Origin of the sequence: Ilumatobacter sp. (assembly GCF_046290335.1) — a bacterium.
Taxonomy (GTDB): Bacteria; Actinomycetota; Acidimicrobiia; order Acidimicrobiales; family Ilumatobacteraceae; genus Ilumatobacter_A.
Genome location: NZ_JBKAGH010000001.1, coordinates 1,157,231 through 1,180,519, shown reverse-complemented (window position 1 = coordinate 1,180,519; position 23,289 = coordinate 1,157,231). Strand labels below are relative to the sequence as shown.

At 68.4% G+C, this 23,289-nt stretch carries 19 protein-coding genes; 14 read left to right on the top strand and 5 right to left on the bottom strand.

Annotated features, from left to right (window positions below):
* Positions 1–15 precede the first annotated feature (15 nt).
* From ACE37B_RS05320 to ACE37B_RS05300, 5 genes are all read left to right on the top strand, one after another.
* The gene (locus ACE37B_RS05320) at positions 16–882 is read left to right on the top strand and encodes a glycosyltransferase family 2 protein (RefSeq protein ID WP_409922237.1); all 867 of its coding nucleotides are present in this window, start codon (positions 16–18) and stop codon (positions 880–882) included.
* Between the two features lie 96 nt (positions 883–978).
* Positions 979–2,655: a stealth family protein gene (locus ACE37B_RS05315; RefSeq protein ID WP_409922236.1), complete on the top strand. Its 1,677-nt coding sequence runs from the start codon at positions 979–981 to the stop codon at positions 2,653–2,655.
* Positions 2,652–3,578 carry a hypothetical protein gene (locus tag ACE37B_RS05310; RefSeq protein ID WP_409922235.1) on the top strand — a complete coding sequence of 309 codons (927 nt, stop codon included), beginning with the start codon at positions 2,652–2,654 and terminating at the stop codon, positions 3,576–3,578. The genes ACE37B_RS05315 and ACE37B_RS05310 overlap by 4 nt, the downstream gene beginning before the upstream one ends.
* A gap of 19 nt (positions 3,579–3,597) precedes the next feature.
* A complete protein-coding gene (locus ACE37B_RS05305) occupies positions 3,598–4,575 on the top strand; it encodes an FkbM family methyltransferase (RefSeq protein ID WP_409922234.1) in 978 nt (325 codons plus the stop codon).
* A complete protein-coding gene (locus ACE37B_RS05300; RefSeq protein ID WP_409922233.1) occupies positions 4,572–5,504 on the top strand; it encodes an FkbM family methyltransferase in 933 nt (310 codons plus the stop codon). Before ACE37B_RS05305 ends, ACE37B_RS05300 begins: the two co-directional genes overlap by 4 nt.
* Before the next feature lie 74 nt (positions 5,505–5,578).
* Here the strand turns inward: ACE37B_RS05300 and ACE37B_RS05295 are convergent, their stop codons facing one another.
* The 4 genes from ACE37B_RS05295 to ACE37B_RS05280 form a co-directional block, all read right to left on the bottom strand.
* Complete coding sequence (locus tag ACE37B_RS05295; RefSeq protein ID WP_409922232.1) at positions 5,579–6,601, bottom strand: glycosyltransferase family 2 protein; 1,023 nt, start codon at positions 6,599–6,601, stop codon at positions 5,579–5,581.
* Between the two features lie 207 nt (positions 6,602–6,808).
* Positions 6,809–8,212: an exopolysaccharide biosynthesis polyprenyl glycosylphosphotransferase gene (locus ACE37B_RS05290; RefSeq protein ID WP_409922231.1), complete on the bottom strand. Its 1,404-nt coding sequence runs from the start codon at positions 8,210–8,212 to the stop codon at positions 6,809–6,811.
* 408 nt (positions 8,213–8,620) lie between these two features.
* Positions 8,621–9,865 (bottom strand): ABC transporter ATP-binding protein, encoded by a 1,245-nt coding sequence (locus ACE37B_RS05285; protein WP_409922230.1) that lies wholly within the window; start codon positions 9,863–9,865, stop codon positions 8,621–8,623.
* The gene (locus ACE37B_RS05280; protein ID WP_409922229.1) at positions 9,865–10,662 is read right to left on the bottom strand and encodes an ABC transporter permease; all 798 of its coding nucleotides are present in this window, start codon (positions 10,660–10,662) and stop codon (positions 9,865–9,867) included. Before ACE37B_RS05280 ends, ACE37B_RS05285 begins: the two co-directional genes overlap by 1 nt.
* 144 nt (positions 10,663–10,806) lie before the next feature.
* Between ACE37B_RS05280 and ACE37B_RS05275 the strand changes: the two genes are divergently transcribed.
* The 9 genes from ACE37B_RS05275 to ACE37B_RS05235 are packed head-to-tail and all read left to right on the top strand — an operon-like array spanning position 10,807 to position 22,357.
* The gene (locus ACE37B_RS05275; RefSeq protein WP_409922228.1) at positions 10,807–11,079 is read left to right on the top strand and encodes a hypothetical protein; all 273 of its coding nucleotides are present in this window, start codon (positions 10,807–10,809) and stop codon (positions 11,077–11,079) included.
* Positions 11,076–12,998 carry a glycosyltransferase gene (locus tag ACE37B_RS05270; protein WP_409922227.1) on the top strand — a complete coding sequence of 641 codons (1,923 nt, stop codon included), beginning with the start codon at positions 11,076–11,078 and terminating at the stop codon, positions 12,996–12,998. Before ACE37B_RS05275 ends, ACE37B_RS05270 begins: the two co-directional genes overlap by 4 nt.
* A 60-nt stretch (positions 12,999–13,058) precedes the next feature.
* On the top strand, positions 13,059–13,358 hold the full coding sequence (locus tag ACE37B_RS05265) for a hypothetical protein (protein WP_409922226.1): 300 nt from the start codon (positions 13,059–13,061) through the stop codon (positions 13,356–13,358).
* 10 nt (positions 13,359–13,368) lie between these two features.
* Positions 13,369–15,102 (top strand): glycosyltransferase family 2 protein, encoded by a 1,734-nt coding sequence (locus ACE37B_RS05260; RefSeq protein WP_409922225.1) that lies wholly within the window; start codon positions 13,369–13,371, stop codon positions 15,100–15,102.
* Complete coding sequence (locus ACE37B_RS05255) at positions 15,095–16,117, top strand: glycosyltransferase family 2 protein (protein ID WP_409922224.1); 1,023 nt, start codon at positions 15,095–15,097, stop codon at positions 16,115–16,117. Before ACE37B_RS05260 ends, ACE37B_RS05255 begins: the two co-directional genes overlap by 8 nt.
* On the top strand, positions 16,114–18,978 hold the full coding sequence (locus ACE37B_RS05250; RefSeq protein ID WP_409922223.1) for a DUF2142 domain-containing protein: 2,865 nt from the start codon (positions 16,114–16,116) through the stop codon (positions 18,976–18,978). The genes ACE37B_RS05255 and ACE37B_RS05250 overlap by 4 nt, the downstream gene beginning before the upstream one ends.
* A gap of 4 nt (positions 18,979–18,982) precedes the next feature.
* A complete protein-coding gene (locus tag ACE37B_RS05245) occupies positions 18,983–19,186 on the top strand; it encodes a hypothetical protein (RefSeq protein WP_409922222.1) in 204 nt (67 codons plus the stop codon).
* A gap of 7 nt (positions 19,187–19,193) precedes the next feature.
* Complete coding sequence (locus ACE37B_RS05240) at positions 19,194–20,132, top strand: sulfotransferase family 2 domain-containing protein (protein ID WP_409922221.1); 939 nt, start codon at positions 19,194–19,196, stop codon at positions 20,130–20,132.
* 5 nt (positions 20,133–20,137) lie between these two features.
* Complete coding sequence (locus tag ACE37B_RS05235; protein ID WP_409922220.1) at positions 20,138–22,357, top strand: hypothetical protein; 2,220 nt, start codon at positions 20,138–20,140, stop codon at positions 22,355–22,357.
* Between the two features lie 130 nt (positions 22,358–22,487).
* On the opposite strand, the gene ACE37B_RS05230 is transcribed toward ACE37B_RS05235, so the two are convergent.
* Entirely contained in the window at positions 22,488–23,150 is a 663-nt protein-coding gene (locus ACE37B_RS05230; protein WP_409922219.1) for a sulfotransferase family 2 domain-containing protein, read from the bottom strand.
* Positions 23,151–23,289: the final 139 nt, after the last annotated feature.

Here is a 23,289-nt window from a genome sequence, read left to right as displayed (position 1 = left end):
ATAGTGTCCGGTCACATGTCCGAGCGTGTGCCTGAGGCGGCACGACCCACGATCACCTGGGTGCTGCTCACGATGGGCAACCGCCCCGATGCGCTGGTCGCAGCCGTCGACTCACTGTCACCGCAGCGACCGCTCGTCGTGTTGAACAGCGAGAGCGAACCGGCGGATTCCGTCGACGGGTTCAACCTGCTCCGTCTCGAGGCGAACCACGGCGTGCCCGGAGGCCGAGACGAGGGCGTCCGCGCCACCACGTCCGAGATCGTCGGGTTCCTCGACGACGATGCGGTCGCCCCGCCCGGGGCGACCGACCGCATCGTCGACGCCTTCGCCGCTGAAGACCGACTCGGTGCCGTCTCGCTCCGGTTGGTCGACGAGGACGGCGCCACGTCACGGCGCCACGTGCCGCGTCCGGGCGGCCGAGAATCGGAGCAATCCGGCGAGGTCGCGCTGTTCCTCGGGGGCGCCTGTGCGATTCGCCGCGCCGCCTACGACGACGTCGGCGGGTACTTCACCGACCTGTTCTACGGCCATGAAGAACTCGAACTGTCGTGGCGTCTCGTCGACAAGGGCTGGGGCATCCGTTACCTCGCCGACGTCGAGGTCTTCCACCCGAAGACCACGATCGAGCGCCACGCCGACGGCTGGGAACTGACCGGACGCAACCGCGTCTGGATCGCCCGACGCACCCTGCCGTGGCCGGTCGCGATCGTCCACGTCACGGCGTGGCTCGCGCTCGGTGCGATGCGTGCACCCAAGGGCGAGAGCCGGCGCCGATACCTGCGCGGCTGGCGATCGGGGTGGAGCGGCGACGTCGGCCGGTCGCCCATTCGCTGGCGCACCGTGTGGCGCTTGACCCGCCTCGGCCGGCCGCCGATCATCTGAGCGACCGTCGAGCGGATCGGCGGGATGCGAGCCGCCCGACCGCGAGCAAGGTGGGGTCGGCTGCCGCACCCCAGCGTCGCCGTTAGCCTCGGAGCGATGCGTTCGAAGGTGCTGCGACTCCGCGGGTTGGTGCGGCGCTACCGCGTCGACCGACGGCTCCCGCCGCAGGTCATGGCGCTGTTCACCGAGACCACGTCGCTGCGCCGAACCGCCGCTCGTCGCCACCGCGAGGCCCGGCGGCGTCCCGTCGTCGGGCCGATCGGTGCCGCCACGGCGACCGGCGTGCTCGACAACCGTCGAGTCGTCGTCGCCGGCCCACTCGATCGCTCCACCGCCGACCTCGGCCACGACAACGCACAGACCGTGCTCCAGTCGCTGCGATCGAACGACGTCGACGCCTTCGTCGTCGACCGCTCGGGCGACGGCCTCGAGTTCGGCATCGCGCTCGACGACCGTTCCGCAGCGCTCGGGGCGCTCGTCACCCACCTCGCCGGTGACGGATGGATGCTGCGATGGTTCGACGGCGCACACGACGGTCTCGTCGCGGTCCCGCTCGCAGGCACCGACAAGCACGTCCGGCGTGCCCGCACCTGGCGTGTGTTCCGAGCGTACGGCTGGGGCGACGAGGCGATCGGCGAGCAGCAGGCGACCGAGATCTCGTTCTGGCAGGTCGGGAGTTCGGGTCGATCCGAGCGCATCGGCACACGCGGTCACGAGCGCTTCGACGTGCGCAGTCGACCGACCGTCGAGGCGATCGACGGCCGCGAGTATCCGGGCCTCACGGCGTTTCCGGTCGGCGCCAACCTCGAGCACGTCGCCGAGCCGATCGACATCGTCTACACGTGGGTCGACGGATCCGACCCGGCGTGGATCGAGTCGTTCCGCACCACAGCCCAGGCAGCAGGGCGATCCGTCGACGACGTCGCGCTCGACGACGCCCGCTACCGCAGCCGCGACGAACTCCGGTACTCGTTGCGTTCGGTGTGGGCGTATTGCGGGTGGGTGCGCAAGATCTGGATCGTCACCGCCGGACAACGCCCCGACTGGCTGATCGACGACGAACGGGTGCAGGTCGTCGACCACGCCGAGATCCTTCCGTCGGAGGCCTTGCCGACCTTCAATTCGCATGCGATCGAGTCCGCACTGCATCACATCGACGGTCTCGCCGAGCACTTCGTGTACTTCAACGACGACATGGCGATCGGGCGTCCGATCCGCCCCGAGTTGTTCTTCACCCCGAACGGTCTCGCTCGGGTGTTCCAGAGCGGGGCGCGCGTCGAAGGAGCCGAAGACGAACACACCCTCGCCGTAGACACCGGAGCGCTCCGGGGTCGCGAACTGCTCGCCGAGCGCTTCGGTCGGGTCGTCACCCACAAGCCGCTGCATGCGCCGTACCCGCTACGACGCAGCACCCTCCAACGGATGGAAGCGGAGTTTCCCGACATCGTCGGGCGCACCGCGCACAGCCGGTTCCGATCGCCGAGCGACCTCAGCATTGCTGCGTCGTTCGCTCAGCACTACGGCCTCGCCGTCGCCGACAGCGTGCTCGGCGACATCTCCTCCGAGTACGTCCACGTCGAATCGGGTCGACTGCAGTGGCATCTCGACCGGATACGACTCAGCGGCGCGTTCGACACGTTCTGCATCAACGAGACCCACAGCGCGGCCGGCGGTGCTCGCGACCGAGAGGAGCGGATCAGCGCGTTCTTCGAGACGATGTTCCCGATCGCGTCACCGTGGGAACGCGAGCCGAGCCAGGGGAGCGGCGCGTGAAACTCGAGGCGCAACTCGCCGCGATGAAGCACCGCGCCTGGCGCGCGGCCGCCGACGCTCGCCGCGTCGTGACGCGTGCCGGATCGAACGCGCCGGCGCTCGCTGCGCTGGGCGAGCCCGACCGCACCGACCCGATCGAGTGGTTGCGCGCGACCTCCGACCGTCACGACGCGTACCGGCGTTCGATCGAACCGGCTGCGGGTCGCATCGCCGCGGTCTGCGTGTCGAGGCGCCCGCAGCTGATTGCGCAGGTCGCGCAGCAAATGGCAGCGCAGGAGATCGACCCGTCACGACTCGACGTGGTCGTGGTGGCGAACCTCGCCGCGGTCGAATCCGGACCGATCGATCCCGCATCGGCGGACGGCGCATCGATGGTCGCAGAGATCGAAGCGGCTTTCTCCGGGTTCTCGTCGTTCCGCCTCGAGATCCCGCCCGCCGGGACGACACTCGGCGCCGGGCTCAACCGGGCACTCGATCTCACCGACGCTCGCTTCGTCGCCAAGATCGACGACGACGACCTCTACGGCCCCCACCACCTCGCCGACTCGCTGCGAGCGCACATATACGCTGGTGCCGGTGTCGTGGGCAAGCACTCGTACTACGCCTCGATGACTGCGTCGGGTCGAACGGTGCTCCGATTCCCCACGAACGAGTTCCGCTACAGCTCGACCTTGGCGGGCGGCACGCTGGTCATCGACCGCGACCGGGTCGGCGATCTGCGCTTCGCCGACGTGTCGCTCGGGGAGGACCGTGCGTTCCTCGCAGCGTGCCATAGGCGCGGCATCTCGACCTTCGCCGCCGACCGCTTCAACTTCACCCAGGTTCGCTCCGACGACAACACGTGGCGCCTCGACGACGCGGCCTTCCTGGCTGGTGCGATCGACGTCGACGTCGACGCACCCGAGCACCGGATCGACCGATGACGCCGATGGGTGAATCGCGATGAGCTATCGGATCCCACTCCCGGCCGGCGGCGCGCGCCCGACGCTCGACGTGATCGACCCGTTCTCGTCGATGGTCCAGCGTTTCCTTCGCCGTGAAGGTCTGGCCGCGTACGAGCCCGAAACAGCGGCCACGCTGCTTGCACTGTTCGATCAGCACGACGGACCGTTCACGCTCTACGACGTCGGGGCCAACATCGGGCTCTACTCGCACCTGTGCGCCGCGATGTTCGACGATGCGACCGTGCATGCGTTCGAACCGACGCCCGACGTCGCTGAGATCGCCCGCTCGATCGCCCGCGCCAACTCGCTGCCGGTCGAGGTGTTCGAGGCGGCGGTGTCGGACTCGCCAGGGACCGCGACCCTCTTCTTGTCGGAGACCTCCGACGCGTCGAACTCGCTCGTCGACGGTTTCAAGACGTCGATCGGCGAGATCGACGTTCAGCGCATCACCCTCGACGAGCATTGGGCGACGACCGGCGTCGCTCCGGCGGTGCTGAAGATCGACGTCGAAACGCACGAGCCCGAAGTGCTCGCCGGTGCGATGGAGATGATCGCTGCGACACGGCCCTACGTCGTGATCGAAGTGCTGCGCCGCCGCAAGACCGACCAGGGCCCGATCATCCAGGCGGCGTTCGAAGGCCTCGGCTATTCGTTCTACCCGCTCTCGGCGACGACGGACTGGCAGCCGGCGGCCTCGATCACCGGTTCGGGCACGGTCGAACGCGACTGGCTTCTCGCACCCGAGCCGCTGCCCGCCGATTTCGCCGAGCGGTGGACGATCTGGTCGCAGCGCCTGACGGCGTGCACCCGGGATCGCAACTCGCGCCCGCCCATCGGTGGCGCGGCCCGCGCGGCGTATCGGCGCGGCGGGGTCCGGGAGCTCCGCACAAGTGGCCAACGATTCGTCGACGACGTCGTTCGCCCGGGTCTGCGGCGACGGTGGTCGAGCCTGCGGAACCGCCTGCGCCGATCGTGACGTATCGGATCGCACTCCCCGGCTCGCCGTCCGGCTCGACGTCGACGCGGCCGACGCTCGATCTGATCGATCCGTACTCGACCGCGGTACAACGCTCGCTTCGGCGAACCGGCCTCGCCGGTTACGAGCCGTCGACGGTCGCAGCGCTGCTCACGGAGTTCGAGCGCCGTGATCCGGGTTTCTCGTTCGCCGACATCGGCGCCAACATCGGCCTCTACTCACTCCTGGCCGCGACCATGTTCCGACCCCGCAGCGTGACGGCGTTCGAGCCCACGCCGGAGCTGGCCGACTGGGCCCGGCGACTCGCGGCCGCCAATCGGGCCGAGGTGGGCGTGCTTCAGGTCGCGCTGTCGGAGTCGGCCGGAACTGCCACGCTCCACCTCGCCGATGCCTCGGACGTGTCGAACTCGCTCGAAGCCGGCTTCAAGGCGAGCAGTAGCGAGGTGGTCGTCGAGGTCAACACGCTCGATCGCGTTGTCGAGATGAGCGGCAACGTTCCCGACGTCATCAAGATCGACGTCGAAGGACACGAGTCGAAGGTCCTCGCCGGCGCCCGAGCGACGATCGAGACGCACCGGCCGACCATCGTGATCGAGGTGCTGAATCGTCGGGGCCAGCGGCCGGCAGCCGAGATCGCTGCGGCGATCGACGGGATCGAGTACCACTGCTATCCGCTCGATCTCGACCCCGACTGGCGAGCCCGTCCGACGGTCGAGCCTGCCCCCGAGCACCAAGACTGGCTGCTTCGCGCCGATCCCGTCGACGACGACTTCATCGCCGCGTGGAACAGATGGCGTTCCACTGTCGCGATCTGTAGCGCCGAGACGAACTCGCGGGTGCCCGTGGCGCGTACGGCCGTGGCGGCGCTGCGACGTGGAGGAGTCCGCGAACTCGTCGGCGCAGTTCGGCGTCGGTCACGTCGACGATGACCGACTGAAGCGGGTGGCGAAGCCAAGCGGCAGGCTGACAGCACAGGTGCTGCCGGCAGCACAGGTGCTCTGGATCAGCCTGTCGCTGAGCCGCGAACGTGCGTCGCCAAGCCGCGCAACAGGCCGGCGGCCCAGGTGGTGTGGATCACGGTGAGCGCGGCGGCGGTGGCGAGGGGTTGGCGGCTCGATCGTGCGGCCGTGCTGACGGCGGCGACATAGACGACCGGAACGGCGAGCGCCGGGCGCCAGCGAGCACCCACCACCAGCCCGACGATGACGCCGGCGACGCCGAGCGGCGGGATGATCTGGCGGAGCCGGATCGAGTCGGGGTGGCGGCGCATCACGACCGACTTCCACCAGCCGTACTCGTAGTACTGCTTGGCGAGCGACCGCCACGACCCCCGGGGCCGATAGCCGACCGACAGCGACGGGTCGAACCAGACCGTACCCCCGGCAGCGCGCAGGCGAATGTTCAGTTCGTAGTCCTGATTGCGGATCAGGTCGTCGTCGAACAACCCCACCGCCTCGATAGCGGCTCGGTCGAACACGCCGAGATACACCGTGTCGACCGCGTGCGCCTCGGTGCCCGTGCGGTACGCCGCACCGCCGGTGCCGAGCAGCGACGTGGTCGCATCGGCCACCACCTCCTCGAACGGCGTCGTCGGCTCGGGTCGCTGCACACCACCGACGTTCACCGCACCGGTGGCCCGCAGAATCTCGACGGCCCGACGGACGTAGTCGTTCTCCAGGACGCTGTGACCGTCGACGCGCACGACCACCGGCGCCGATCCGGCCCGAATCGCCGCGTTGAGCGCGGACGGCGTGCGTCCCGACGGGTTGTCGACGACGAGGAGATCGTCGGCGTCGGTCGCCAACTCGGCGGCGACCCGCTCGGTGTCGTCGTCGGACGGCCCGACGCCGAGGATGATCCGCAACGCGCCCGGATACTCCTGCGCCCGCACTGAAGCGACCGCCTGCGCGAGATGCGCTTCCTCGTTGCGGATCGGCATCACGACGTCGACATCGGGCCACGCCGGATCGTCTCGCCACGACACGGCGGCTGTGCTGCCGGTCGCCGAGCCGCTGGTGTTCGTCATCGGGGTGTCGTTGCGTTCGTCATCGAGCAGTCGTGGTCTCGAACATCTCGGCGCTCCGTGTCCGCCATCGGAGAGACCGCCCGCCGCTGACTGCATCGCACCTGGTCAGCGTGTCTCCGATGGTGCGATCCGTCTCGCTGCGGACCCTCGGACACGGCACGCTGGGACACGGCACGCTCAGACACGGCGCGCTCAGACACGGCAGGCTCAGACACGGCGCGACAGCACGACCCAGATCGTGCGGAACAGGATCTGCAGGTCGAGGACCAACGACCAGTTGACGAGGTACTGGATGTCGTAGCCGAGCTTGAACTCGGCGTCGGTGCCGTAGCGCCCCTCGACCTGCGCGAGGCCGGTCACACCGGGCGGCAACTCGTTGCGACGCACGTAGCCCGGCACGCGAGCGGCGATCTCGGCCACCAACTCCGGGCGCTCCGGGCGCGGGCCGACCAGCGACATCTCACCCTTCACGACGTTGAAGAACTGGGGAAGCTCGTCGGCGCGCATCGCCCGCATCCACCGAAGCGCCGGGATGATCCGGTCGTCGTTCATCGATGCGAGGCGGGCGCGCCCGTCTTCTTCGGCGTTGACGACCATCGTGCGGAATTTCACGCACTGGAAGATCCTGCCGTCACGACCGACCCGCGCCTGGCGGTACAGCACGGGGCCACCGGCCACGATGCGTACGTACAGCGCCAGGAGCGCCATCGCGGTGAGCCAGATCGGTGCCGTCGCGACGATCAGCACCACGTCGAAGATCCGCTTCAGCTTCACCTTGTGGGTCGGGACGGTGTGGGCTCGCAACGCGACGAAGGGCATCCCGCTGATCTCTCGCACCGACTTCAAGCCGAGCAGCGTTTCGCGGGCGCTCACCCGCTGCAGGAACCCGACACCGGCGAGCTCGAGCGAGTTCAGCGGCTCCGGATACACCGATCCGAACGCGGTCACGTCGAGCAGCAGGACGTCGGTGGCGTCGTGGGCGACGACGGACTCGACGAGTCGATGCGGTGCCTCGACCCGGTCGACGACCGTCGCCTTGCGGTCGGACACGGCGAGATGCTGCGCCGCCAGATCGATCGCATCGACGTCACCCACCAGCACCACCCTGGGCGGGCCCTGACGGCGCACGGCCAGCCGCCTCGACAGCGCCCGGTTCATCGACAACACGAACGACGCCAGCAGGAGGAACACCGCGAGGTTGAGGCGCGGCATCAGGTAACGGTCGAGCACCACGAACGCGATGCCCTGCACGCCGACACCGATACCGGTCGCCACGATCGCCTTCGGGAGCCACGCCTTGCGCCCGAGACGCGGCTCGCGTTCGTACAGTCCGGCGAAGTAGTTGACCGTGAGGTGGATCGCGGTAGCGATGGTGAAACCGACGAAGTAATGGCTGAGCGGATACGTGTTCCAGTCGAACCCGAACCCGAATCGCACGAAGCTGATCACGATCATCAGCGCGAAGAGCGCGATCGCATCGAGGACGCCGAGGAAGCGGAACCCGCGGTCCCACAGGAAGGTCAACGGCCGTGAGAAAACGCCGACGACGCGCTCGAGCGCCGGCGAGAACGGACGCGCCGACCTCGGTGCGGGAACTCGTGACACGGCCATCGATGGAAGGCTAACCACCCGACCCGATCCGCCCGACGCACGCCAGCTCGCCCCGATGCGTTCTCGGCCCGGTTTCTCGCCACCCCAACCCGCTCGCAATCGCGTTCCCGGCCCGGTTTCGCGCCGCCCCATTTCGTTCTCGGCCCGGATTCGTGCCAGCTGCTGGCGCGAAATGGGGTCGAGATCGGGTCGGGATGGATGCGGGATGCGGCGTCGGAGCTCCAATCGCGTTCTCGGCCCGGTTTCGCGCCGCCTGATTTCGTTCTCGGCCCGGATTCGCGCCGCCTGATTTCGTTCTCGGCCCGGATTCGTGCCGGCTGCTGGCGCGAGATGGGGTCGAGATCGCCGACGGTGGGGCTGAACGGGGTCGAGATCGCAGAGGAACCGGCGCGGGCCGCGCTCGGAGCCTCAGGGGTAGATCTCGTTGCCTTCGATCGTCCAGGTGGGGTGCAGCGTGATGAACCCGGTGGTCTCCGCCGACGTGCCGGCGATGACGTCGAAGGAGAACGCGTTCTGCAGGTGATCGAACAGACTCGCCCGCCCGAACTTCGTGATCTCGGTGTGCAGCACGTACGGGCCGGGCAGCAGCGGCACGTCGCGGATCGCGATGTCGACGTGGCCGGTGCCGCCGAGCGCGGTCGGCACCTGGTCGACGTCACGACTCGCGGGAGCGGTCACCACCGGGCCCGCGAGGCTGTTGATCGTGATGGCGAACACGGGCTTCTGGATCGCCCGGCTCGACTCGTAGTGCAGTCGGAACGTCACGTCGTCGCCGGTGCGGAACCGATCGGTCGGCCGGCCGCCGACCAGCATCTCGACCGAGGTGACCCGGATCGGGCCGTCGCCGCGCCGGATGCCACCACCCTCGGGGTTCTCCTCCCCGCCGAGCATGTTCTCGTTGTATTCGTCGATCACCGCAGCGGGTTCGCCGTCGGCCTTGATCTGGCCGTGGTCGATCCAGATCGCCCGATCGCAGAAGTGGCGCACGCTGCCGGTGTCGTGGGTGACCAGCACCAGCGTGCGACCCTCTTCACGGAATCGGGCGAACTTCTCCATGCACTTCTGCTGAAACGTGACGTCGCCGACGGCGAGGATCTCGTCGATCAGCAACAAGTCGGGATCGACGTTGATCGCCACGGCGAACGCCAGACGAACGTACATCCCCGACGAATACGTCTTGACGGGAGCATCGATGAAGTCGTGCAGACCGGAGAAGTCGACGATCTCGTCGAAGCGTTCCGCGATCTCTTTGCGTGCCATCCCGAGAATCGCCGCGTTGAGGAACACGTTGTCGCGTCCCGACAATTCCGGGTGGAACCCGGCACCGAGTTCGAGCAGCGCCGCCATCCGCTTGTTGACCGTGATCGAGCCCTCGTTGGGCGTCAGGATCTGCGCCATGCATTTCAGCAGGGTCGACTTGCCCGAGCCGTTGTGTCCGATGATGCCGACCGCCGAGCCGACCTCGACCTCGAAGGAGATGTCGCGCAAGGCGTAGAAGTCCTCGTACCGGTTACGGCCGCCCGTTGCGATGAACTGCTTGAGCGACGAGGCCTTCTCGGAATGAATCCGGAACGTCTTGGTCACGTGGTCGACGACGAGCGCCAGTTCGCTTTCCCCAGTCGGGACGGGTTCGCGGTTCAGCATCGACCCCATCACACCTCCTCCGCGAACCGAGGCGACAACCGGTTGAAGATCCAGGCGCCGACGGCGAACACGACGGTCGCGATGACGAACAGGTGCAACCATCGCCACATGCTCGGCATGTGCCCGCCATACAGGAGCTGCTGCGATGCTCGGATGAAACTACCGGTGGGATGCCAGTTGCTCGCCGTGTCGAGTAGATCGTTGTCGATACGAGACGGGATCCAGATGATCGGCGTCACGTAGAACAGCACCTGCGCGACGATCGACCACAGGTAGTTGACGTCGTGGAAGAACACGTTGGCCGCCGACAACGCCAGCGCGACGCCGGTGGTGAACATCGTCAGCAACATGACCAACCCGAGGTACGGGATCAGCCACGGCAGCACCATCTGGCCGGCGATCAGGAGCGCTACCGACAGCACGGCGATCTCGATCAGGAACGTCGCCAACTGGGCGATGATGATCGACAGGGCAAGGTGTTCGTGCGGGAACGCGACCTTGGTGATGAGGCTCGAGTTGCCCGACACCGATGCGATCGCCGCCGTCACGGAGATCGAGAAGAACTGGAACGGCAGCAGTCCGGCGAGGAAGTAGAGCGGAAAACTCTCGAGGCCCGACGGGTTGCCGATCGGCGCCGTCTGCTTGAACGCGACGAGGAACACGAACGAGAAGATCACCATCTGGCTGAGCGGGTTCAGGAGCGTCCACGCCCAGCCCAGCACCGACTTGCGGTAGCGGGTCCGTAGCTCCTTCAGCGAGAGCAGATAGAGCAGGTTGCGGTGGGCCACCGCCGTCCGGAGCGACATGCGGGAAGAAACGCTATCCAGCCCGGTGCCAACCCACGCGACAGAGTGGGTCAGACCCACTCTGTCGCATGGGCGTGACGTCATGGCCAGCGACGACAGAGTGGGTCTGACCCACTCTGTCGTAGGTCGCATAGATTGTCCGCCGTGGTCGACGACGTTGCCGATGAAGCCGAGGTGGCTGCTCGCCTCGATGCCGCCGACCGTGCGCTCGCCGAGCTGCAGGCCGACTCCCGCCGCCGCCAGGCCGAGTTGAAGGCGATCGCCGCCGACCTCCCGGCGGTGACGAGCCGTCGGGTCGTGATCAAGGAACTCGCGGTGAGCGTGCGGGACGCGCCCGACAAGGGAACCGTCGCGACGCGAACCTTGTCGAAGATCGCCCGCCTGCCCGGCGAGTTCATCGCTCGACTTCGCCGATGAACGCCGGTGACCGTCGACCCGTCGACGTCTTCGTGGCAGCGAGCGGCAACGCGTTCATGACCGACATCGCAGCGTGGATCGTCGAAGCGGCCACGCTGCTCGGTCGATCGGCGCAGCTCGTGAGCGACGGTCGGAGTCCTGCCGATGCAACGAATCCGCGCACGATCAACCTCGTCGTCGCTCCGCACGAGTTCTACGTGCTGTCTGATCTCCACGACGCACAGATCCACCGGTCGGCGGAACGCAGCGTCCCGGTCTGCACCGAACAGCCCGGTACCCCCTGGTTCGACATGACGAGTCTGCTGTGTGCTGCGAGCCCGGTGGTGCTCGACATCAACCGCCACGGCGTCGACGCACTGACCGAACGAGGTCACGACGCGCACCACCTGCGGATCGGTGCGGTGCCGTCGATGGATCATCGCAGCGCAGTGGCGGATCGGACACTCGATCTGCTCTTCCTCGGAGGGCGCACGCCACATCGCGAGGAGCGCCTCGCCGAGTTGGCTCCGCTGCTGTGGGATCGCTCGGTCGACCTCCGGTTGTTCTCGTTCACCCGGCCGGTGCACGGCGGCGTCGGCGGACTGGTCTTCGGGGACGCCAAGTACGACCTGCTGGCGTCGACTCGCACCTTGCTCAACGTCCATCGCAGCGCGCCGGACACGACCGACACGACGGGCGGCTACTTCGAATGGGCGCGCCTGATCGAAGCGATGGCGAACGGCGTTACCGTCGTCACCGAACCATCGACCGGGTACGAGCCGCTCGTGCCCGACGAGCACTTCGTGATGACCGACGACCTGCCCGCTGCCGTCGCCCGGTTGCTCGACGATCGCGACCACGCTGCGGCGATCGGGGAGCGGGCCGCCGAACTCGTCCACGATGACCTGGCGTTCGTCCACGCCCTCGGCCCGGTGCTCGACCTGCTCGACCGGCGACTGGGCGACGACGCGAGTCCCCCGAGATCGTCGCCGTCCGGGGTGTTCGCGCCCCGGCGGTCGCGGACGCCCCGCTACCGCACGCAGCTCACGCGTGCGCGCCAGGTGCCGTTGCTCCCCGCGTTCCGTCCGAACCGTCCGATGCGGCAACGGATCCAGCGATCCTGGGCGGCCGAGGCCGACCTGCAGCGCCGCATCGATGCGCAACGCTGCGCCCTGCGATTCGGTACCCCTGATCACGTCGACCGGCGGGAGACGTCGGCCTACGCAACGACGTCACCCGAAGTCAGCGTGATCGTCACCTTGTTCGACTACGCGACGGTCATCGAGGAGACGCTGGCGTCCGTGCTCGATTCCCGAGACGTCGAGTTCGAGATCGTGATCGTCGACGACCATTCGACCGATGACGGCCGCGAGGTCGTCGCTCGCTTCATGGCCGAGCACGACGACGTGGCGATCCTGCTGTTGGGCAGCGACGCCAACCGAGGCCTCCCGGCGAGTCGCAACGAGGCGTTCGCTCACGCTCGCGCCGACAAGGTGATGGTGCTCGACGCCGACAACGTCGTCTATCCGACCTGCCTGCGGCGCCTCGCCGACGCGCTCGACGCCGATCTCGACGCTGCGTTCGCGTATGCCATCCTGGAAGAATTCGGCGACCGGCACGGTCTGCAGAGCGCGCTCGGCTGGCACGTTGCGTGGCTGTGCGACGGCAACTACATCGACGCGCAGGCGATGATCCGTCGAACGGCGTGGGAGGAGATCGGTGGCTACCGCACCGGCGATCCGCTGATGTTCGGTTGGGAAGACTGGGAGCTGTGGCTGCGGTTCGCGGCGGCCGGTCGACGCGGGGTCCACGTCGCACAGATCCTCGGCCGGTACCGCACGCAACCCGATTCGATGATCGCGACGTCGAACCTGTTCGGCGACCTCATGCTCGATCATCTGCACGCGCTGCACCCGAGCCTGCCCTGGCCATCCAACTGACGACAGAGTGAGCGACAGAGTGGGTCTGACCCACTCTGTCGCTCTCGTATGCTGCTCGGGATGATCGACGACGAGACCGCGAGTCGCGACGAGTTGCTTGCCGAGGTGACCCGCCTGCGTCGACTCGTCGGACCCTCCGAGCAGTCGTACGACGACTTGCGTCTCGACCTCCTCGCCGCTCGAGACGTCGCCAAGGGAGCCGAGGCGGCCGCTGGCGCGCTGCGCGGCCAGAACGCCGAACTGCATGCTGCGCTCGGGCGAGCGCGCCAAGACCAAGACCACTTCCAGCGCATGGTCGTCGGCCGCGGCAAGTCGATCGTGAGTCGTCTCAACCGCTCGACGCGGGCGCGTTTCTTCTGACGGTCAGCGCGTGACACGACCTGCCACCACTTCGTCGTCCGAGGCGTCCCCGACGGTTTCGGTCGTCACGCCGGTGTTCGATCCCGATCCGGCGCACCTTCGAGCCTGCCTCACATCGGTCGCCGACCAACTCGGCGTCGACGTCGAGCACGTGCTCGTCGACGACGCGTCGACGAGCGGTGACGTCCGATCGATCCTCGCCGAGGCGGCTGCGGCAGCCGGAGGCGCCGTCGTCGTCACCCGCGCCGAGCAGGGCGGCATCGTGGCGGCGACCAACGATGCGCTCGCCCGTGCCAGCGGCGAGTACGTCGCCTTCGTCGACCACGACGACGTGCTCGAACCCGACGCGCTGGCATCGATGATCGCAGCGCTGCGCTCCGCCGACGCAGCGGTCGGCTACAGCGACCACGACTTCATCCGACCCGACGGCCGCTTCGTCGACCCGTGCTACAAACCCGACTTCTCGCCCGAACGCCTCCGCAACCAGAACTACATCACCCACCTCGTCGTCGCTCGACGTGACGCGGTGTCCGACTCTGGCGGGCTGCGCGAGGGCTTCGACGGCGCACAAGACCACGACCTCATCCTGCGCCTCGGCGAACGTCACACGCCGGTCGTGCACGTCCCGCGTGTGCTCTACCACTGGCGCCAGGCGCCCTCGAGCGTGTCCGGTGGGGGCCCTGGCAAGCCGTGGGCATTCGACGCCGGGCGCCGCGCCGTTGCCGATCACTGCGCACGGATCGGTCTCGAGGTCGATGTCGCCGCCACCGATCACGAGGGCGTCGCCCGCGTGACGCGTCGACTGCCCGATCCGGCCCCACTCGTCAGCGTCGTGATCCCGACCCGCGGATCGAGCGGTCGTGTGTGGGGCATGACTCGAGCGTTCGTCGTCGATGCCGTTCGCAGCATCGTCGAGCGGTCCACCTACCCGGCGCTCGAGTTCGTGATCGTGGTCGACGACGACACCCCCAACGCGGTGATCTGGACCCTGCGCGACCTGCTCGGTGACCGTGTGCGGATCGTGCCCTTCGCCGGCGACTTCAACTTCTCGGCCAAGATGAACGTCGGCGTCCAGGCCGCGTCCGCCGATCTGCTGTTGCTCCTCAACGACGACACCGAACTGATCGAGCCCACGAGTATCGACGAACTGGTGACGATCGTGCTCGGCCCGGCCGAGGGACCCGACGGAGCCCACGGACGGGTAGCGATGGCCGGGGCGAAGCTGCTGTTCGGTGATGGGACACTGCAGCACGGCGGACACGTCTATCACCACGATCTGATGCACGCGTGCTTCGGTTGGGCCAGCGACGCGACCGGCCCGAGCCCGCTGCGTCCACTCGCCGTGGCGCGGGAGGCGAGCGGGGTGACGGCGGCGGCCGCAGTGGTGCGCCGCGACGCGTACGAGGCGGTTGGTGGGTTCTCGACCGACCTGCCGCTCAACTACAACGACGTCGACTTCGCACTCAAGCTGCGCGCCGATGGGCATCGCGTCGTCTGGACGCCGCACGCCTCGTGGTACCACTTCGAGAGTCGCACTCGAACCAGCGTGCTGCTGCCGGAGGAGTACGAGTTCGTGAACCAGCGCTGGCACTACGAGATCAACAACGATCCGTACTACAACCCGAACCTCGCGCCGAACCGCTCCGACTGGATGGAGCGTCCGCTGCGATCGGGGGCGCCACCGGTCGAGACGCGGCCCAACGCGATCAGCCGGCTGCTCGACAGGCGGCGAGCGCGTGAATGAGCCGGCGCACCAGCCTCCGGACGTCCAGCTGTCGGACGTCCAGGTTTCGGAAGATCCGCATCGAACGCATGACGGCCACGGCCGGCTCCACGAGCGGGTCGGGATCGTCGTCGTCACGCACGCTGGTGCCGGGCCCATGCTGACGCGCTGCATCGACGCGGTCGCCGCGACCACGCACAGCCGCGTGGTCGTCGTCGACAACAGTGGCCATGACGATCGCCGCGAGACCCGCGGTGACGACCTGCCGGGGTCGCCGTCGGTCGTCACACGTCGACGCTGCGCCAATCGAGGATTCGGTGCGGCCGCCAACGTCGGATTCGGCGACGCGACGATCGCCACCACCGACTATGTGATGCTGCTCAACGACGACGTGACCGTCGGCGACGGGTGGCTCGAACCGCTCGTCAGCGCGCTCGATGGCGATCCGAAACTCGGCGCGGTCCAACCGAAGTTGCTGCTCGCCGGTACCGACCCGGTGTTGATCAACAGCCTGGGCGTCACCATCGACCGCTACGGCGCCGGAAGCGACCTCGGGTACCGAACGCCCGACGCCGTCGCCGCATCCGGCCGGCCTGTCGATGATCCAGCGTCGGTCGTGTCGCCGATCGAGATGTTCACCGGCGGCGCGGTGCTGCTACGGCGCGCGTTTCTCGACGAGGTCGGCGGGTTCGACGAGCGCTACTTCTTGTACTACGAAGACGTCGACCTGGCGTTGCGCGGCGCCGAGCGCGGCTGGCGATACGCGTGCGTGCCGGCCTCGGTCGTCGAACACGAGATGGGCGCGACCACGGCATCGCTGGACGACGGCGGGCGGGCTCTGCAGGAACGCAATCGCCTCGTGACGGTCGCTCGCTTCGGGACGTGGCCGATGCTCGGACGAGCGTGGTGGTTGTCGGTTCGGCGCCTCCGACACGAACCGACGGCCGCGCATCGGCGTGCGCTGCTCGGCGGCCTCGCACGGCTCCCGCGCGCGCTGGTCGAACGCGCTCGGCGTCACCGGGGGCGTGGCGCGTGAACCTGCGACGTGGCGCGCCGCTGCTCGCCGTGCTGTTCGTGCTGCTCGTCTCCGTGTGGATCATGGCGACACCACCGTCGGCGGGCCCTGACGAGCCGACGCACGCCGTGCGCGCCGCCGGGCTCGTGCGCGGGATGCTCGACGGTGACCGGGTGCCTGGCACGTCGACCTACAGCGGGTTCGACCTGCCTGCCACGATCGGCTTCCCCGACCCCGGCTGCTACGCATTCCAGCCGGAGGTGCCGGCGACGTGCGCGACGTCGCTCGACCCGCCACCCGGCAACGCCGAACTCGGAACCCGCGCGACCGACTACCCGATCTGGGGGCACCTCGCCGCAGGTACCGGCTCCTTGCTTCCTCGATCCACGCACGACTGGTCGATGCGCCTCTTCGACGCGCTGCTGCCCGCCGCGCTCATCGTCGGCTCGCTGCTGCTCGCTGCGCGTCGCGGCTGGGCCCCGTTCGGCGCGACCGTGCTCGCCGTCACGCCGATCGTGTGGTTCATGCTCGGCGTCGTCAACCCGTCGGGCACGGTGATCGCCGGTGGCATCGCCGTGTGGAGCGCGCTGCTCGCTCTGTCCCTCGCGCCAGCCCCCGCGTCAGTACCGGGCGGTTCGGTGACGCTCGAGGAACGATCGGTTGCCGCCGAGAGACCTGCGACGACCGCGCGGGCGACCGCGTGGCTGCTGGCGATCGGCTGGGCCGCGATGGTGCTGCCGCGGCGCGACGGCCTCGTCTACGCCTCGCTCGTCGTCGCGCTCGCGATCCTGATCGTCGACCACGACATTCGTCGCGTGCTGCGTCGGATCGGTCGAGGCCCACTCGTCGTCATCGCTGTCTCGACGCTCGCCACGTTGGCCTGGGCGTGGCGCAGTCAGACCAATGCGTCGATGGCGCTGTTCGCCGCGCCGCTCACGATCGTCGCCGCGGCCGTCGCCCGTCGCGTCTGGCGCAGCCCCCTCCTCGCTACCCGAGGCCGCCGCGCCGCTGCCATCGGCGGCGTCGCCGCGCTGATCCCGTTCGTCATGCTGGCGGTGATGTCGCGGCGTTCGTCCGGTTTCGATCGCGGCGTGCTGCGCGCCACCATCGGCCAGACCGGGCTCGACCTGACCGAAACGATCGGGGTGCTGGGCTGGCTCGACACTCCGGTGCCGACGCCGTTCGTCTACCTGTGGGTGATCGGGCTCGGCCTCCTGGCCGGAGCGGTGGTCGTCACCGGTACATGGCGGCTCGCAGGCGGTGCGGCGGCGGTACTCGGCGTCGGCATCGCGGCGTCGTGGACGCTGTCGATGCTGCAGAACGATCCGTCCGGCCTGTACTGGCAAGGCCGCTACTACGTCCCGTTGCTCGTCGGTGTCCCGCTCGTGCTCGGTGCGGTGCGCCTCGACCGAGCGCAGAGTCGCCGCATCGGGGTGATCGTCGCGTCGATCGGGTTGATCGTCGCCAACGTCGCGCTCGCGACGATGATGCGCCGATTCGGCGTCGGTCTCAGCGGGTCGATGAACCCACTCGACTGGAACACCTACGACACGGTCGTCCCGCCGGTCGTCTTGCTGGTGATGCACCTCGCTGCGTCGGTCGGCCTGCTCGCGTGGGCGACGACCCACGTCGCCGACGACCCGTCTCGGTCGGTGTCAGACACAAACCGTGACGGGTCGGTGGGGATCAACGTCGTCGGGTACCACCATGCGGCGAGCGGGCTCGGGGCGATCGCTCGCGAGATCCACACGTCGCTGGTCGCCGCTGGGGTGCCGTGCGTCGCCGTCGACGTGGCCGCCACCGGCAGCCCGACCTTGCGCCCGCCCGCACCCATACCGGCCACGTTGCATTCCATCACGATCGCGGTCGTGACCGCCCCGCAACTCCCCGGCGCGCTCGACGCGCTGCCCGAGGTCCGAGCCGCGCAGCAGCGTCTGATCGGCTACTGGTTCTGGGAACTCGCCGACGTCCCCGACGAGCACCGCTACGCGATCGGCCTCGTCGACGAGATCTGGACCCCGACGACCTTCGTGCACGATGCCTACGCGGCAGCGGTCGATGGGTCGACGCCGGTGCGGAGGGTTCCGACCCGGATCGAACGCCCCGAGATCGACGCCGAGTCCGTCGCTGCCTGGCGCTCGACCCTGCTCGCTGCGCCTGCGGCATCCGGCTCAGATCACGACACGAATCACGGCTCAGACGAGCCGACGGTGTTGTTCGTCGCCAGCCTCGACCTGTTCAGCGTCGTCGAACGCAAGAACCCGTTCGGCGTGATCGAGGCGTTCCGGCGAGCGTTTCCCGACGGACGCTCCTCCGACGGCCGTGGCGTCCGGCTCGTGATCAAGACGCTCAACGGCGACCAGCGCCCCGACGATCTCCAGCGGATCCTCGACGCAGCCGGCGGTGACCCGTCGATCACGGTCGTCGACCGCTACGTCACCGACGTCGAACTCGATGCGCTCATCGCCGCCGCCGACGTCTACGTGTCATTGCACCGCAGCGAAGGGCTCGGCCTGCACCTGGCGACGGCGATGTGGGTCGACACGCCGGTGCTCGCCACCCGATGGTCGGGCAACCTCGACCTCATGGACGACGAGTCCGCAGCGCTCGTCGGTGCCCGGCTCATCGCCGTCACCAACGGCCACGGGGCGTACCCCGACTCGTCGCAGTGGGCCGACCCCGATCTCGACCAGGCCGCAGCGTGGATGACACGACTCGCCGACGATTGCGCCCTACGAGACTCGATCGCTGGCGCGGCACGGTCACGGATGGAGGCTCAGCCGGCCCGGGCCGAGGTCGGAGCTGCGATCGCGGCGCTCGTCGGCGTCGAGCCAGCCCGGCTCGAGGAGCACGCGCTGGTCACCGAGCGGCGGGTACCGTGAGCACATGGGTGTGAAGTCACGGATCTCGTGGATGCTGTCGGGCCCCGCCCGGATCGACGAGATGCAACGGTCGATCCAGTCGCTGCAGCAACAGCTCGATGCGATGCAGGCGACGCAAGACGCGCACATGGCCGAGATCCGTGCGTCGGTGTCGGTGGTGCTCGACGACGTCTCGGCCCGTCTCGCCGCGGCCGAACGATCTGCGTGACGCCATCGTGAAACGTTGGTTCCGCTCACGCCGTTCGATCGCGACGCCGCAGCGGTCGATCGATCCGATGTTGCTCGACCGCCGAACTCCGTACCACGACGAGTCGGTGCCGTTCGTGCTGCTCTGGTCGCAGAAGTCGGGGTGTACGACGCTGCTCACCTGGTTTCTCGCGCATGCCGGGCAACTCGACGCAGCGGTGGCGTACGGACGCTGGGTCCACGACTACGAGCGCGAGGTCATGCTCCGTCGGCCCGCACAGGCGGAGCACCTGCGTGACTGGCTCGAGTCCGGCGTCCCGGCGTTCAAGCTCGTGCGTGATCCGTATCAGCGGGCGGTGAGTTCGTACCTGAGCCTGCTCGAGATCCCCGACGGCGCAACCCACGACACGCTGCCGATGCGGGCAGCGATCCGACGGATGGTCTATGGCACCGACGACGTCGGATACTCGTTTTCGTTCCGACAGTTCCTGGCCTGGTTGGAGACGCAGGACATCGACCTCGTCGACGACCATCTCGCGAGCCAATTGACAGCGCTCGACGCCGAGATCGACGACCTCGAGTATCTGCGACTCGAATCGTTGGCCGACGACCTCGCTGCGGTCGAGCGCCGGTTCGGACTCGACCATGTCGACCTCGGCTCGCTTCCGCAGCCACCGCATCATGTCCAGCGCTCGGCCCATCGCTTTGCCGATGCCTCCGCGATCGCCGATCTGCAACCGAGGATCACGATCGCTGAGGGCCCACCGCTCCCACACGCCGACGACTTCCTCGCACCGGACGTGGTCGCGTCGATCGAACGGATCTACGCCGCCGACTTCGCCGCGTTCGGCCATCGACGACGATCCGATGCGGCGAACGCGACGGATGCGCTCGACGTAGCGGATGCGCTCGACGTGGCGAATGCGCCCGACGTGGCGGATGCGCCCGACGCGGCGGCCCCGGCGTGATGGCCGTGACCGGAGCGAACCCGACGTCGCGGGTCGACGTGTTCGTCGTCGTACCGCCGGGAAGTCGCCGACCCGAGCCCCTGCTGGCAGCGCTCGCTGCTGCTCACCCGGACTGGGTCGCCTTTCCGGTCTGGGCGGCCGACCCGCAACTTCGCCCCGCGCTCGCCGCTGGGCGCTGGCTCGACGTCGACGTCGACGAAGGTGACCTGTTGCGCGTCGACGCCGACGGCGTTCCCTGGCTCGTCGCCACGACCGCGCTCACTGCGCGATCCGACGATTCCAGTGACCGACATCCGTCTTCGCAGCACCCGGCGATCGTGCTGGTCTGCGGGGTCGCGGTGCTCGGTGACGTGTCGTCGCTGGTACCCGCCGAGGGGGAGATCGTTGTCGTGCCACGCCTCCTCGACCCACCGGATCAACCGGGGCGTCACCCGGCGATGGACGCGCTCGCGGAAGAAGGCGCGGTGAGTGACTCGGTCGCCGCCTTCGGCGTGGGAACGCAGGCCGCGATCACCTGGTTGCACGACCGGCTGATCGTGCCGTCACGTCTGGAGTTCGGTGTCCCGGCTGCTCGGCTCCTCGAGTTGGCGGCGGGCTACTTCCCGTCGCGAACGTGCGACGATCCGCGCATCGGTGCCTCCGTCTGGCGCTGGCCCGACACCCGTGCGCATCTGCTCGATCTACCGCATCACGACCAGGCGACGCCGTGGTTGGCTGATGCCACCCTCGACGGCCCGCCGCGCGTCTCGCTCGGAACCGCCGAGCGTCTCGCAGCTGTTGCCGAGGCGGCCGAGCAACTGGCCGGGAGCACCGAGCCACTCCGGCTTCCGGGCGGCATCGAGATCGACAAGCCGCTTCGGCGGATCGCTCGGGACCACACGGCGCTGCCGCACCGGCCTTGGAGCGATGCGAGCGAGTTCCGCGCTTGGCTGCACGCTCGGTACTGGACCGATCTGCATCGCGAACGACCCGATCTCCAGCACGTGTTCCCGCACCCGACCGGCCTCGATGCCGACCGGTTCGGAGCGTGGGCGCGGCGCGCCGCCGTCGACGGTGACGCGCCGGTGATGATCGACCCATCGGTGCTGCGCTCCACCTCGTCGGTCACACGCACCGGCCAGCGGCTCGACGGCGTCAATCTCGTCGGCTACTTCAAGCATCAGTCGGGTGTCTCCAACGTCGGGCGACGCGTGGCAGGCATCCTCGACCGGCAGGGCGTCCCGTACACGACGGTCGCCTACGAGCGGACATGGAGTCCGCCCATCGTCCCTGAGCCCGTGACCGATCAGCGCATCGAGTTCGCCAACAGCCTCGCGTTCGTCAACGGCGACCAGTTCAACCACCTGCGCAACGACATCCCCGAGATGTTCGGTGATGGCCAGCAGGTCATCGGGATGTGGTCGTGGGAGCTCGAGACGATCGACGGCGCCACCCCCGTCGGCCACCAGCACGTCGACCAGATCTGGGGGACGACGACGTTCATGGCCGATCCGTTCCGCGGGCTCGGCGTCCCGGTGCATCACGTCCACGTGCCCTTCACCGAGCCGACGAGCTCGGGGCGTGCCCGCTCGACGTTCCCGCCGCTTGCCGACGCCGACGACCGCTTCGTGTTCGGCGTCGTGCTCGATCACCTCAGCATCACGGAGCGGAAGAATCCGGTCGCGGCGATCCGCGCGTTCCGCCACGCGTTCGAACCCGACTCGACCGGCGCCGGTCCGATGCTGGTGGTGAAGACGATCAACGCGGCCACGTGTTGGGCCGACCACGAGCGGCTGCTGGTCGAGGCCGCGGGGCGTGAAGACATCGTGATCTGGGACGAGCTCTTGCCGATCGCCGACCACGTCGCGCTGATCGGGGCGTTCGATGCGCTCGTGTCGCTGCATCGCAGCGAGGGCGTCGGTCTGCATCTTGCCGAGGCGATGTGGCTGGAGCGGCCGATCATCGCGACCAACTACTCGGGCAACCTCGACTTCATGGACGAGCGGTCGGCGATCCTGATCGACGCCGACATGGTGCCGGTCGGACCGGGCCTTGCGCCGTATCCCGCCGCAGCGACGTGGGCGGAACCGCGTGTGGCGGACGCCGCCGACGCGATGCGGCGACTCGCCGCTGATCCGGACCTGTGCCGACGCTACGGGCAGGCGGCGCGAGCGGCGATGTTGGCCATGCCGGGCGAAACGGAGTTCGTCGAACGCCTCGTCGATCTCCTCGACCTCCAGCGTTGACGACACCGCCGCCCGCTCGCTCGTTTCGATCTCGACCCGGTTTTGGACCAGGTGCTGGCGCGATTCGGGGTCGAGATCGAATTCGCGCGGCGCGATTTGGGGCCGAGATCGGGTTTGCGGCGCGGGTGTATCAGAACCGGTAGTCGAACATCGCCAGGTCGTCGGCGAAGGCGGCTTCGACGAGTGCACGGCCCTCGTCGGAGTAGACCGAGCGGTAGCCAGGCCCGGAGGTGGCGTTGTCGTGCGGAAACGACAGGTGCCATCCCACGCCGAGCCCGCTGAGCAATGCGTTGAAATCGGCGTCGATCGACTCGATCTTCAGATACGTGAGCGACGGCAGGTCGCGGAACCCCTCGACGTAGCGGCCGAACATGCTGTCGGTTCGCCCCGTCAGTTCGTTGCGGACGAACTCGTCGAACGACACGTCGGCGGCGCGTTCGACCAGGTCCTGTCGGGACCGGATCCAATTCGGGGTCGCTGCGCCCAGATCCTGCGCCTCTCGGACGACGCGCTGTCGATAGCGGTAATCGGACAGCACCCACGCGAACGGATTGCGGACGGTCAGTGCCACGTGCATCGACTCGAACTCGGCACGATCGAACAGGTCGACGTCGACGAGATCCTGCAGACTCGAGTGCTTGAAGTCGACCAGGATGCGATCGCCGTCCCAGATGTGGTCGCGGGGCACCCAGCGTCCACCGAGCTGGTCGATCAGTGCCGACGACACCGACGTACTGCCGGTCTTCGCCGTGCACAGGTAGAGCAGGTTCAGGTCGTCGCAGTGAATGGCCAAGCGGGACCGGACGATATCAGCGACCGCCTGTCGCCGAGCCAAGCGCGTACCAGCTGCGATCCCCGACACTGTGCGAGCCGCTGCGCCCGATGGGGTCGGCTCGTCGCAAGCGGCGCTTCGGGTCAGCGTTCGCGGCGCG